The organism is Endozoicomonas atrinae, from assembly GCF_001647025.1.
GTDB classification, from domain to species: domain Bacteria; phylum Pseudomonadota; class Gammaproteobacteria; order Pseudomonadales; family Endozoicomonadaceae; genus Endozoicomonas; species Endozoicomonas atrinae.
Map to the genome: position 1 here is coordinate 1 of NZ_LUKQ02000055.1, position 13,236 is coordinate 13,236.

General features: G+C 48.0%; 8 protein-coding genes. 5 read left to right on the forward strand and 3 right to left on the reverse strand.

Going from position 1 to position 13,236, the window contains the following annotated elements:
- Positions 1-539 precede the first annotated feature (539 nt).
- Positions 540-1,997: a hypothetical protein gene (locus tag AK963_RS33205; RefSeq protein WP_066015312.1), complete on the reverse strand. Its 1,458-nt coding sequence runs from the start codon at positions 1,995-1,997 to the stop codon at positions 540-542.
- Positions 1,998-2,648: 651 nt separating this feature from the next.
- Between AK963_RS33205 and putA the strand changes: the two genes are divergently transcribed.
- Positions 2,649-5,828, forward strand: coding sequence for a bifunctional proline dehydrogenase/L-glutamate gamma-semialdehyde dehydrogenase PutA (putA, locus tag AK963_RS10020; protein WP_066015313.1), 3,180 nt, complete (start codon positions 2,649-2,651; stop codon positions 5,826-5,828).
- Between the two features lie 294 nt (positions 5,829-6,122).
- Here the strand turns inward: putA and pilB are convergent, their stop codons facing one another.
- Positions 6,123-7,838, reverse strand: coding sequence for a type IV-A pilus assembly ATPase PilB (gene pilB, locus AK963_RS10025; RefSeq protein WP_066015314.1), 1,716 nt, complete (start codon positions 7,836-7,838; stop codon positions 6,123-6,125).
- A 110-nt stretch (positions 7,839-7,948) separates the two neighbouring features.
- Between pilB and AK963_RS33210 the strand changes: the two genes are divergently transcribed.
- The 4 genes from AK963_RS33210 to AK963_RS10040 all read left to right on the forward strand — a co-directional run bounded on the left by AK963_RS33210 (position 7,949) and on the right by AK963_RS10040 (position 12,572).
- Positions 7,949-8,119: a hypothetical protein gene (locus tag AK963_RS33210; RefSeq protein WP_175404484.1), complete on the forward strand. Its 171-nt coding sequence runs from the start codon at positions 7,949-7,951 to the stop codon at positions 8,117-8,119.
- A 654-nt stretch (positions 8,120-8,773) separates the two neighbouring features.
- Positions 8,774-9,187, forward strand: a complete 414-nt coding sequence (locus tag AK963_RS36610; RefSeq protein ID WP_066015315.1) for a pilin — start codon at positions 8,774-8,776, stop codon at positions 9,185-9,187.
- A 552-nt stretch (positions 9,188-9,739) separates the two neighbouring features.
- Positions 9,740-11,149 (forward strand): O-antigen ligase family protein, encoded by a 1,410-nt coding sequence (locus AK963_RS10035; RefSeq protein WP_066015316.1) that lies wholly within the window; start codon positions 9,740-9,742, stop codon positions 11,147-11,149.
- Positions 11,150-11,306: 157 nt separating this feature from the next.
- Positions 11,307-12,572 (forward strand): MFS transporter, encoded by a 1,266-nt coding sequence (locus tag AK963_RS10040; RefSeq protein ID WP_066015317.1) that lies wholly within the window; start codon positions 11,307-11,309, stop codon positions 12,570-12,572.
- 9 nt (positions 12,573-12,581) lie between these two features.
- Here AK963_RS10040 and AK963_RS10045 read toward each other — a convergent pair whose 3' ends face one another.
- Entirely contained in the window at positions 12,582-13,193 is a 612-nt protein-coding gene (locus tag AK963_RS10045; protein ID WP_139117344.1) for a YceH family protein, read from the reverse strand.
- Between the last annotated feature and the right edge of the window lie 43 nt (positions 13,194-13,236).

The window sequence follows — 13,236 nt, forward strand, 5'->3', positions numbered from 1 at the left end:
GAAAATCAACATCATTAAAACCTTCGGGTAGCTGTGGTCGACGAGACATCTGTTCTAGATAATGCATGGTAATGATGCCTAAGCATAGTTGGCGGCAGCTTAAGGATTTAGAAAATGCGATTGGTATGAGAACAGGAGCAAGTTTATGAAATATCCGGGCTATACCCATCGTCTTTGAAATTGCTGCTGTGTTGGCTGCTCTTGTTTACTGGAGTACCTACTCGGCGCGGTCACTTGTCACATTAAGCTCCCAGCCGTAGCCATGCCAAATTCTTTGGGTTAAATAGGTATACTGCGAATACCTTCTGTCGTGTTGTTATTTTGTGTTCTGGCTCAGACTGCTTGGTTCCTTACGAAGTGCGAATCAGCGATTTTAGATATTGTTAAAGTATTTGGAAAGACAGTGACTCATCCTGGGGTAGCTTGTTGACGCTGCTGGGTACGCAGAAAAATGTCAACAGAACGCGAAAAGTATTTAATAGAAAACGGCCGCAAAATACGGCCGTATAGAGGGTTAAACGTCAATACTTATGAGGGACTCAGCTTTTACTTTCGGGCCTTGCATCGAAGTCACCATCCATTCCCCGGAGTTGAGCCACTAAGGACTCACGATGTCCAATAATTGCACCTTGTCTAGCGCCTTCTTTGGCGTCTGCAAAAACATTTTGTGCTGGAATATTTCCAGGCCCAGATGGGTGCTGTCCATATGGATTGACATGACCTTGACCCATGAGTTCAGCCCTGGCTTCAGCCTTGGCTTGAGCCCATAAAGGATTCATCCTAGCGTTATGCGGACCAGCCTGCATTTCAGCCAGGACTTCAGCTTTGGCTTCGGCCTTCATACTGGCGTACTCATTAGCCTTGTACAGCGCATCTGCTCTGGCTTTTTGGATTTCTGCATCCTTCTGCAAAACTTGCTGGAGTTCTACCCGGGTATCTAGGTCTGGGGAGGTTTCAAGGCCTGTTGAGATCCTTCCTTTAAGTTCCTGAGTAAGATTAAAATTGGTTTTCATTTCGTTGTCAAACCGAGCAATGTCCGGATGAACACCATCAGTCCCCCTAGCTTGACGCGCGTTTTCAAGACTGGCTACATAGCTCCTCTCTGCAGCACTACGAGGTTCCGGTACACCTGAACCTTTGCCATCAGAAGGTACGGAGCTACCTGCGTATTCTGGGGCAGGGGTAAATGGCGGTGTTCTTGGGATGTATGCGTCATGAGAGGTTACATAAGATGATGGCCCGGCAGGTGGTTGATAGGAGTAGCCATGGCCATAGTAAGAACCATGAGCAGGTGGTGCTGCTGGTGCTGGTGCTGATCTTGTTCCTTGGTCAGAAGCCTTTCCTGATTCTTTGTTCTCAGCAGCCTTTTTATCGCCGTCGGGTTTCTTATCGCCGTCGGGTTTCTTATCGCCGTCGGCTTTCTTATCGCCGTCGGCTTTCTTATCGCCGCCAGTGGTTTTCTTATCGTCGCCAGCAGGCTCGTATTTTGTCTCCGGATTATAGCGTGAAGTAAGTCCAGCGAAGCTAAGGTGACCTTTAGGTAGTGACCACCAACTACCGCCATCATTACCTGCTTTACCATCAGAGGCTTTTTTATCGCCGTCGGGTTTCTTATCGCCGTCGGGTTTCTTATCGCTGTCAGCGGCTTTCTTATCGCCGTCAGTTTTAGCCTCGCCCTTGGTCTCTGCGGCAGCAGATGGCTGCCCAGACGGTGCTCCCGGTGGGTGCTGGGGCTGAGTCATGTAGGGGGCACCACCATAATGAGGTGCTACAGAGCCGAATTGCCCTCCTTGAGGATTATATGATTGGGGTGGTGGGGCTCCAGTTCCAGTTCCACCAAAGTAGCTTGTGGGGGTGTGTGGACTAATACCGTGAGCACCAAATTGGCCATGCTGCGGCCCATGACCCCCTGTATATCCAGTGTTGCTGGCTCCATATCCACCTGCAGGTGGTGTCTGGTAGTTTTGGTATGCTGTGTTGGCGCCGTACGCTTCCATTATTGAATCCTTATTAAACTGATGGAAAGTTTGGATTTAAAATTTATACGGATCTCATTTTGCCGAGATGGCGTCAACATTCGACAGGTTGTGGAGTTATTGGTTCTATATCAATTAGTAATTATTGTTTTAGAAATATATAGTGTTTTAATTGTCTTTTTATTGTACGACAATTGATTTTTGATTTTTATTTTTTCACGGATTAAAAAAGGATAAATGATTTTTTCTCTTGATTTCTGTTTTTTTATTTGTCTTGTTGTTTAGTCAGGCAGATACGGATTTTTGATGAACGATCGTTGGGTTTACTAATCAATATTACTGTCTTTTCATTCTTTCTGTCATTCGTGAGTATATAGAGTTTCATAAAATCAATTGATGACAATTTCACCAGGCACTTCACAACCTAAATAGGTTGTGCTTTTTTCCTTGAGAGAGTGTTACCTGTAATATTAAGAGCACGCACATGATTTACCTGGATGGGTAGTTGAGTAGACTGGTTTCTGGTGCCAGTATATTCAACTAAGCATCGTCGTGCAGTATAAGGAAGTTATGTTAAGTGCTCAGGAAGAGATATAGATATTTCAAATGAACGGTTAGAACCATTGGCTGCAGTTTGGTTGATTTTTCTGCAGGCCTCAATTGGAGAAGGGTATGTTCCAGGCGAAAGATGCATTCAATGCAGGCATTGTCCAGCAAAGGCCAGCTGAGCTCTGGTCGATGATCTCTCCTCATTATTCTGTGGATGAGGCTTCCTGGTTACAGGAGCTGGTTCATGCTCTGGATGTGCAGACCGGGGATTACACTGGGACTGCCAGTAAAGCCACCAGAATGATCGAGCAGGTCAGGGGGAGTGATAATGGCATTCATATGATTGATGCATTGCTGCTGCAGTACAGCCTGGATACCCGGGAAGGTATTCTTCTGATGTGTCTGGCCGAAGCCCTGATGCGTATTCCTGATCATCGAACTGCTGATGCACTGATCCGCGATAAGTTAAGTATGGCTGACTGGAAAAAACATCTGAGCCAAAGTGATTCCCTACTTGTCAATGCTTCCACCTGGGGGCTGCTGCTGACTGGCAAGGTGGTTAATCTTGAAGCCGGTGAAGATGGATCTGCCGGAGGGGTTATTGGAAAACTAGTGAATCGGATGGGGGAACCCGTCATCCGTCAGGCGGTTAATCAGGCCATGAAGATTATGGGGCGTCATTTCGTGCTGGGGCGCACCATTTCGGAGGCGTTAAAGAATGGTCTGAAGCAGCGGGAAAAGGGGTATACCTACTCTTTTGATATGTTGGGCGAGTCTGCCCTGACGATGGAGGATGCCCAGCGCTATCATGATGAATACCTTGCGGCAATAAGAGCGGTTGCCTCTGAGCCTGATCACGAGAACTCTTCCCGTGCCGGGATTTCCATCAAACTCTCTGCTCTCCATCCACGCTATGAAGTGGCACAGAAAGAGCGGGTTTTCCGGGAGCTGGTGCCTGCACTACTTGACCTGGTTCGTGAAGCCAGGGCGGGGAATGTTGCCATCAATATAGACGCTGAGGAACAGGATCGTCATGAGTTGTTTCTGGAAGTGTTTGAGCGGGTTTACCGGCATCCGGATTGTCGTGGATGGGGTGGGCTGGGTTTGGTGATTCAGGCCTATGGTAAAAGGGCGCTGCCGTCGTTGTGCTGGCTTTCTGCCCTGGCTCATGAGCAGGGCGACCGTATACCGGTTCGTCTGGTAAAAGGGGCATACTGGGATAGTGAAGTGAAGCTTTGCCAGCAACAGGGTCTGAGCGGTTATCCGGTTTATACCCGCAAGGAAGCGACCGATGTAGCTTACCTGGTGTGTGCAAAGTTTCTGTTATCAGAGCCTGTCAGGGCCACGCTTTATCCTCAGTTTGCCAGTCATAATGCCCACACCGTTGCCAGTATTCTTACCATGGCAGCAAGTGAAGGTGCTGATGACTTTGAATTCCAGCGCCTCCACGGTATGGGTGATGCGCTTTATAATTTTATTCTGAGTGAGCATCGTCATCCGATTCGTATCTATGCTCCGGTGGGCAGTCATAAGGATCTGTTACCTTATCTGGTTCGTCGATTACTTGAGAACGGGGCCAACTCATCGTTTGTTCACCGTCTGGTGGACGCTAAAACCCCGATTGCTTCACTGGTAAAGCACCCGGTTGAGACGTTAACAGGTCGGGTGTGTTTGCAGAATGACCAAATCCCGCTGCCACCCGATATTTATGGTCAGTCACGCAAAAACTCACTGGGCATGAATGTGGATATTGACAGTCAATGGCAGCCGTTCCACCAGAAAGTACAGAGCTTTATGGGACATGAATGGATCCAGGGGCCGTGGGTTGATGGTCAGCTTTTACCGTCAACAGAGACTGCTGACATAGCTTATCCATATGATCGTACCCGAATTGCCGGCCATTTAGGGTGGAGCGATGAGTCTCAGACTGATGCGGCCGTTGGTATTGCTGAAGCAGCATTTGAACGTTGGAATTCAACGCCTGCACAACAGCGGGCAGCCTGTCTGGAGAGGCTGGCTGACCTGTTGGAAGAAAACCGTGAAGAGCTGGTGGCTCTGTGTCATCAGGAGGCTGGCAAAACGCTGCATGATGCCATTGATGAAGTGCGAGAGGCTGTCGATTTTTGCCGTTATTACGCTGGTCAGGCTCGGGAGCGGTTTTCATCGTCCATCATGATGCCGGGCCCTACTGGAGAGTCTAATGAGCTGCGGCTTTCCGGCCGGGGAGTATTCCTCTGCATCAGCCCATGGAACTTTCCACTCGCCATTTTCCTAGGGCAAATTACTGCTGCGCTTGCTGCCGGGAATACGGTGATTGCCAAGCCTGCTGAGCAGACCGGCCTGATTGCTGGCCGGACGGTTGAGCTGATGCTGGAAGCTGGCATTCCCGGAGGTGTGATTCAGTTATTGCCTGGCGACGGTGCGACGGTTGGTCGTCAACTGGTGGCTGATGTCCGGATTGCCGGTGTCGCTTTCACCGGTTCCACAGAAACCGCTCGAGTGATTAACCGGGCACTGGCCAATCGTCCTGGGCCGATTGTACCACTGATTGCGGAAACGGGTGGGCAGAACGCCATGATCGTAGATTCAACCTCGTTGCCGGAACAGGTGGTGAATGATGTTGTTTTGTCCGCTTTTGGCAGCGCGGGTCAACGCTGTTCAGCTCTCAGGGTGCTTTATGTGCAGAAAGATATTGCTGACCGGGTGATCTCTCTGTTGCAGGGGGCCATGAAGGAGCTGTCCATTGGGAATCCGAGTCTTCATTCGACCGATATCGGCCCTGTTATCGATGAGAAAGCCCGGCAATCACTGCAGGCGCATATCGAACGGATGAAAAAAGAGGCCAGGCTTCTGATCGAGTGCGACCTGCCAGCAAGCTGTGCAAACGGCAGTTTTGTCGCACCGGTAGCCTTTGAAATTGACCATATTGGTCAGCTGGAGAAGGAGCACTTTGGCCCAGTTCTTCATGTTATTCGTTACGATGCGAAAAAATTACCGGAGGTGATTGATCAGATCAATAGTACTGGTTATGGCCTTACCCTGGGAATCCACAGTAGAAACGAAGTGACGGCGACATTTATTGAAGAGCGGATTAAGGTTGGCAATATCTACATCAACCGGAACCAAACCGGTGCTGTGGTGGGTGTTCAGCCATTTGGCGGTCAGGGGCTGTCGGGCACTGGTCCAAAAGCGGGTGGGCCAAACTATCTGCAGAGGTTTGCGACAGAACAGACGTTGTCGATTAATACAACGGCAGTTGGTGGGAACGCCACGCTGCTGTCTTTAGGAAGTGAGTCTGTGTAACAGGCTGAAGGTATACCAATTCCACCTTCTAAATATGACCTGCGCAGCCATTTTGGACAACTGGATCTTCGTTGGAATTCCTCGCAATACCCGAGGGCACAAGTAGCCCGGCTATTACTCGTCATTCCGCCTTGCCCAGCAGTCCAAAATAGCTTGCTCGATATCATATTGAGAAGGCGGAATTTGTATTACGTTCCCACGCGGGATCCAAAGGGCCTGAAAGCGTGGGGACGAGGAGTTGGCAGGGTTGCCGTAGGTCGGTTCCCAAAGGGAGCCGACACCCGAACAATTTATTTAATCCTGTGTTACCCGGTTGACCTCTTCGAGACTGGTAACACCCTGCAACGCTTTTAGCAGGCCGGATTGGCGAAGGTTATTAAAGCCTTCCTTTTCTGCTTGTGCCGAGATTTCCAGAGAGTTGCCTTCGGCCATAATGATCTGCTGCATACCTGGGGTGATCGACACTACCTCATAAATACCCACACGACCTTTGTAGCCGTTCTTGCAGTTTTCACAGCCTTTAGGGCCAAAAATCTCGGCGGAGTCCGCCTGCTCTTCGGTAAAGCCTTCTTCCAGCAGTGTTTCTTTAGGGATTTCAACCTTCACCTTGCAGTTGCTGCAGAGCCTTCGTGCCAGACGCTGAGCAATAATCAGGCTGACAGAGGTTGCGATGTTAAATGAGGGAACCCCCATGTTCTGCAAACGGGTCAGGGTCTCTGCAGCACTGTTGGTGTGCAGTGTGGACATTACCATGTGACCGGTCTGGGCAGCCTTGATGGCAATGTTGGCCGTTTCCAGGTCCCGGATCTCACCCACCATGATGATATCTGGATCCTGACGCAGGAAAGCCCGCAGTGCCTGGCTGAAGTCCATACCCTGTTTGGGGTTGACGTTGACCTGGTTAATCCCTTCCAGGTTAATTTCTACCGGATCTTCCGCGGTGGAAATGTTACGCTCGTTGGTATTCAGAATATTCAAACCGGTATACAGGGAAACGGTTTTTCCTGAACCGGTAGGTCCGGTGACCAGAATCATGCCCTGTGGCTGGTGCAGAGCTGTCATGTACATCTCTTTCTGCTCTTCTTCATAGCCCAGGGCATCAATCCCCATTTTGGCACTGGAAGGGTCAAGGATACGAAGTACGATCTTCTCTCCCCAGAGTGTAGGGAGGGTATTGACACGAAAGTCGATGGCCTTGCTTTTCGACAGTTTCATTTTTATCCGGCCATCTTGAGGCTTTCTGCGCTCGGAAATGTCCATGGCCGACATGATCTTCAGACGGGATGCAATTCTGGGCCCAAGGGTAACCGGGGGACGGTTGACTTCATGGAGGACGCCGTCGGTTCTGAAACGAACCCGGTAGGCTCTTTCATAGGGCTCAAAGTGAAGATCCGATGCACCGCCTTTAATGGCAGAAAGCAACATTTTATTGACGAACTTCACTACGGGAGTGTCACCTTCGCCACCGCCACCTGCTCCCTGAGGGTCATCAGCTGCATCATCAACAGCACTGACTTCAAGGTCTTCAAGGTCGACCAGTTCATCGTCGCCAAGGTCTGAGAAAGCTCCGCCGGTATCATCCAGGGCTGCGTCAATCATCCTCTCCAGACTGTCTGGCTCGGACAGGACAGTATGAATGGTCAGGCCGGTATTAAAGCGGATTTCATCCAGCCCCTGGAGGTTGGAAGGGTCGGAAACCGCCACAAACAGGTGTGAGCCCCGCTTGATCAGCGGCAGCACATTGTGCTTTCGGATCAGCTTTTCCTCTACAACCTCTTTCACGAGGTGCTCTTTATCATAGGCACTGAGGTCGAACACTGGCAGGCCAAACTCTTCGGCAGTGGCGAGAATCAGTGCTTTGCCGTCGACGAGCTTTTTATCCATCAGGTATCGGGCGAGGGGCTTATTGGCCTTGGCGGCGGCCGCTTCAGCTTCGTGAAGGTCGGCCTCTTCCATCGCTTGATCGGCCAGCAGGCGGGCAGCCAGCCCGGTCAGAGGTTTGTTTGCCATAACCTGTTTCTGTCCATGGGAATTGAATACGTTATTGATAAGTAATATATCAGCATAAATGCCGGATAGTTAAGGGTGGTTTTGTGCGGGGTAACCACGGAGATCACAAAGTGCACAAAGTTAAAGACTACTGGGTGACGGCACAGGTAATCGACCTTGCTCCCTCATTCTGCCGGGCATGTCTGGCCAATGCTTCCTCCAAGGTGCCTGCGATCATAGTGTCTACTAACTTCTGCAGGCATTCTCACTTGCAGGGTTTGAAAGAGAGGGGAGTCAGGTGAAAATCGATAGTTCTACACAGTAAAAATGTGCTCTGGTTGACATAGGCCAACGGCTACGCGTAAAGCCACTTGAGAGGCTGTGATTGCCGTGATATTGTTGCGAACGTACTCATTCTGTCGGATAAAAATACGTCACTGTGTAGATGATTTCCGACAGGAGAAACAGGAGGTTATACCAGTCAAATTATTTAAACCCGTTATGAGCATGACGGGCTGAAGTGTAAGACAAGACGAAGTGACGAGTCATAGCGGGGCTATGATGAGGAACTTCAACGAAGGATGGCACTTCAGACAGTCAGCGCAATAGGGATTTAGAAAATGCGACTGGTATCAGCAGGGCGGTTACAGAATCGCAGGACAGTTAAAAAGAAGAAATGGGAAGTGTCATTGGCTGGTAGTCTACCGGGTTTATCTCTTTGTCATCTTTTTCAGTCACTCTTTGCTACTCACTGTATTTTTGCAACCGTCTTGAAGAGGCCGCCGGGCTCTGCAAGTTATCTTGCCTGTTTATCTGGCTGGTAATGGCAGAGATTTCAGCGGCGCTCTTAAGATTTGTTCAGGGAACGGACGACAGCAGGTACACAAACTTCTGGTGCCTTAAGTAGGCATTGTTGCCTATAAAGGGCTTTTTTACGTTCCTGGGGGACAGGTAAGATGAAAAAACAACAGGGTTTTACTCTGATCGAATTGATGATCGCTGTAGCGATTATTGGTATTCTGGCAGCTGTGGCGATTCCGCAGTATCAGAACTATGTAGCTCGTGCTCAGGTTTCTGAAGCGGTTACTCTGCTGGGTGGTCTGAAGACCCCGGTTATCGAGTATTACTCAATGAATGGCACTTATCCTGATGTTGCGTCTGTAAATGCTACAGGCTCTGGAGAGTTTGTTTCCAGCATTACTCGATCAGGCGATACATATGTTGCTACATTTAGTGCTTCAGGCGTTAATGAGCGCCTTCAAGGCGCTAAGCTCGCCTTGGTTTTCTCAAGTTCAACTGGGCCTAATTGTACTACAACTGGTCAGAGTCCAGCTGTACCACCTGAATTCTTACCTAATACATGTAAGTAAAAGTTGTGCCTCGCTTCCACGGTTTCCGTGGAAGCGAATCAGCATTTTTAAGGCGAAAGTTTATCCTCAGTATTTGAGGGCGCCGACTGTATCCTGTGAATTTATAGAACTCCATATACTGTGCGAGCAAGTCGTTGTTTTTCACAATACCCGCCAATAGTCTGATAACTTTTTTATTATTCAGTATCTCGTTACTTTCCGCGCTCTTTTACAATGGTCGGACCATTGATTTACTGATTTTATCCTGTCTCTTTATTGCACTAATGACAGTTGTTGCTAATGCTAAAGCAGGAAGGATAATTTTGTTTTTTTTGCTGATTACTTCAATGCTGGTAGGGAATTATGCCGTTTCAGTTAATAAGGAGTGGAGCCTACTTATTATTGTCGGCTTAATAATTGGGTTTTCTGTATTCTGTGTTTTCACTGATCCAAAGTTTCACCTCCATTGGAGTCGGCTGCAATGGTGTGTCCTGAGTGTGATAGCTTCAACTAGCTGCCTTGGTGTGTTTCATTACCTAGTATCTTTTTCAAGAGTTGATGCTCAGATGTTAGATGCATAATGTTTATGCAATCACTCAGTATATCGCATTTTATCTATTGCTTTCAGTTCCGGATACACAGAGTAAATCGGCTTTGTTAGTAAAAGGCATTCTGTATTTTGTTATATTATTTGCCTTATTTGCAACCTACTCTCGAAGCGCTATAGCTGTTTGGCTTTTCTCTTTTGGTGGGGTTGTTTTTCTATCTACCATTAAGACTGTATTTTCCAAGAAAAAATTAATAATTATTGGCTTTTTGGCTTTGCTTGCGTATTTTTTGGTCTCAATTCTTCCGGATTTATGGGGAGAGCAATCCGTTGTTAGAGGCTTTCACGATCTGGGTAAATTGGGAGGTCGAACTTATATCTGGGATGTTACCTGGAGTTATATTCAGACAATGCCTTGGTTTGGCTATGGGCTAGGTACCTTTATAAATTTATATTCTGGATTGCGTTATGAGTACAGTACTTTAGGTGTGTTTGTTCATAATGATTATTTGCAATTTTTGCTCGAAGGTGGTCCTTTATTTCTTGCTTTGTTATTAGTCTATCTTGCCTTCTACGTATGGTTGGGCTTTAAGATATTATTTGAAAAAAAGGAAAGGATAGCTGCATCGAAAAATAATTATAAAGAATTGCTGGCTTGTATTGCTATTGCTGTCTCCTTATCTGCTCATGCAATAATGAACTACGTCTTTTATGTATTAAGTATTCAGATTTTGGTTGGTCTTGTATTGGCAAGAACTGTTTATTTGTCTAAGGAATTGGGTTATCTGAGAGCCTCAAAAGCGCATTATGGACGTTTGACATTAGCTGTTCCTTTAACATTGATTATATTAATATCATCTCTGACAGTAATGGCTGTTTCAAGAAAAGCATTTTTGGATATTGGTGAGGTGCCGATACCGAGTAGTTGGGTAAAGTCTAAGGTTGTTGCTGAAAAAATTCTGATCGTTGATTCTGATAATCAAGTTGCTTGGATGTTTATGTTTAATCAACTTTTTTATAGTTTGGATTCTGTAGATGAAAATCAGCAGCAGGAAATAATTAACTTGTTATTTGATATTGGGGAACGGCTGATAGATATTTATCCATATCACTCTGATTATTATTGGCGGCAGGGTGTTTTGTTGGAAAAAGCAAGCTTACTGGGGGTGCAGCTACAAACACAAGGAGATATTACGCCAGCTGATTATTTTCAGAAATCAATAAATCTGAATCCAGGGAATATGCTGGCTAATAAGAGTATGTTTAGTGTGATGTTGGCTGATGAGCGCTATGAAGAGGCGGGGATGCTGGTTGAAACTGCTCTAAAATGGGTGCGCTTACTTACTGTGGAGGAACAGGAGATCTTAACAGATATGATTGCCTCTTTGCCTCCCTCTGTATCTGTATCTGTATCTATGTTCTCAAAAGGTGATTGAGAGGTCTGGAAAGGCTGCATGACCTCGTTCCCACGTTCCGGCGTGGGAGTGTCTACCCTAACTCCCTACAAAACGCCGACTACAGAAAAGTCTGTGGACTCCCGTATGATTCCCTAAGCTTCATTTATGAAAGAAAATTTGCTCTGGCCAATCTGCTGTGAACAAGCTCTTAAAAACCCCATCGAGAAATAACTGGCCAGTGGTTATTATTGCTGGCGGCAACTTTATCGAGCTATACGACTTTACCCTCTATGGTTTCTTTGCCCCTGTCATCGCAGAACTATTTTTCCCATCAGAAAGCCAGACAATCTCTCTGCTTGCCACTTTTTCAGGATTTGCCCTCGGTTTTTTTATTCGCCCTATTGGCGCAATACTGTTTGGGCATATCGGTGATGTTTATGGTCGACGACCAGCGTTAATTCTCAGCCTTGGCCTGATGGGGTTAAGCACGCTCACGATTACCCTGCTCCCCTCTTATCAACAAATTGGCTTCCTCGCTCCCACTGTATTGCTGATGTGCAGGCTGCTGCAGGGGTTATCCATGAGTGGAGAAGTCGCTGCAACACTCACCTCTCTGGCAGAGCATGCTCACCCAAAACACCAGGGTCTGCTATCCAGTCTGGTTCATGTCAGTGGCATCAGTGGCATGATTGCAGGTTCGCTCGTCGCCACCTTAGTTCACTGGAGTCTGACGACTGAAGATATCATGTTGTGGGGGTGGCGTATTCCCTGGCTGATGGGTGCTCTTGGCTGCATCGTGCTGGCAAGCTTGCGAATAAAGTCAGGCTCCCCTGAAAACACGAAGAAACCGGAGCAAGCGCCTATCCATCAAGTGCTCCGCAAACACAAGATGGATATGCTGAGGGTCGGTGTGCTGAATGCCCTCAACGGAACCTGCTTCTTTATGGTGTTTATCTATATCAACACGTACTGGTCAGAGCACCTGTTTTTCAGCCGGACTCAGGCACTTGCCATCAATACCGGCAATATGGTGCTCATGGTACTGGCCATTCCTCTGGCCGCCAGACTGGCTGATTGGATTGGCGCCCGGAAAGTCATCATCAAGGCCGTGATAACAGGCATCATTGGTATAGTGCCCTGCTACTGGTTGATGACACAGCCTGAACCGTGGAAAGTTGTGGTCGGACAGTTAGCATTTGGCGTGTTGCTGGCAGCAATCTATGGAAGTGGTGCCATCTTATCCACCAGATTACTCCCATCCTCTGTTCGAATGACCGGTTTGGCCCTGGGATATAATACCGCCCAGGGCTTTCTTGGCAGCTTGTCGCCAATGATCGCGACCTGGCTGGTCAGCACCACTAAGATAGCCTTTTCACCGGTGCTCTACTTATTGGTTATCTACTTGACGGGAATAATACTGCTGCGAAAGCTGCCAGCAAATCTTGATAGGCCGGCTAAATAGCTGAGCCTGTTACCGGCCTAACTCGCGGTTCAGTCTTTCTACTTCAGCTCTTAAAATCATGACCTCATGCTCCAGTTCACGAATCCTGGCTTTGTCATCGGCAACCAGGTCAGCCTGATTCACGATACTCACTTCACCAGAGAATAGGTGAGCATAACGGCTTTCCCGCTTTCCCGCTTCACGAGGGAGCTGAACCACCAGCCCACGCTCCACCATTTGCTGTAAAACGCCTTCAACTTCACGAACATCCACAAACTCGGCAAGGCGACCGGTACGCCCGCGCAGTTCGCCAGGAGTCTGTGCTCCGCGGAGAAAGAGCACACAAACTATGCCTCTTTCCTGATCAGTCAGCTGCAAACTGCCAAACTCCGTATTGCAGAAACGATGCCGGTACTTACTCACACGAGCCCCCGTATCTTCACTGACAAGACGTTCTTTTAAAAGAGCATCCAGAGTCTCCTTCACTTCCGATTCTGCCAGGCTTAACACAGGCTCACGGTTACTCTTCTGATTACAGGCATTGGTCAGGGCATTAAGCGACAGAGGGTATTGATCCGGTGTCGTACTCTCTTTTTCCAGCAGGCAGCCAATCACACGGGTTTCATTCAGAGACAAAGACATATCCACGATTAAGCTCCTTATACCAATCAACCCTAGGGCCTGT

Excerpts from the sequence above, each read along its gene's own strand:
- AK963_RS33205 (WP_066015312.1), bottom strand. The coding sequence starts at position 1,997 with ATGGAAGCGTACGGCGCCAACACAGCATACCAAAACTACCAGACACCA.
- putA (WP_066015313.1), top strand. The coding sequence starts at position 2,649 with ATGTTCCAGGCGAAAGATGCATTCAATGCAGGCATTGTCCAGCAAAGG.
- pilB (WP_066015314.1), bottom strand. The coding sequence starts at position 7,838 with ATGGCAAACAAACCTCTGACCGGGCTGGCTGCCCGCCTGCTGGCCGAT.
- AK963_RS36610 (WP_066015315.1), top strand. The coding sequence starts at position 8,774 with ATGAAAAAACAACAGGGTTTTACTCTGATCGAATTGATGATCGCTGTA.
- AK963_RS10035 (WP_066015316.1), top strand. The coding sequence starts at position 9,740 with ATGCATAATGTTTATGCAATCACTCAGTATATCGCATTTTATCTATTG.
- AK963_RS10045 (WP_139117344.1), bottom strand. The coding sequence starts at position 13,193 with ATGTCTTTGTCTCTGAATGAAACCCGTGTGATTGGCTGCCTGCTGGAA.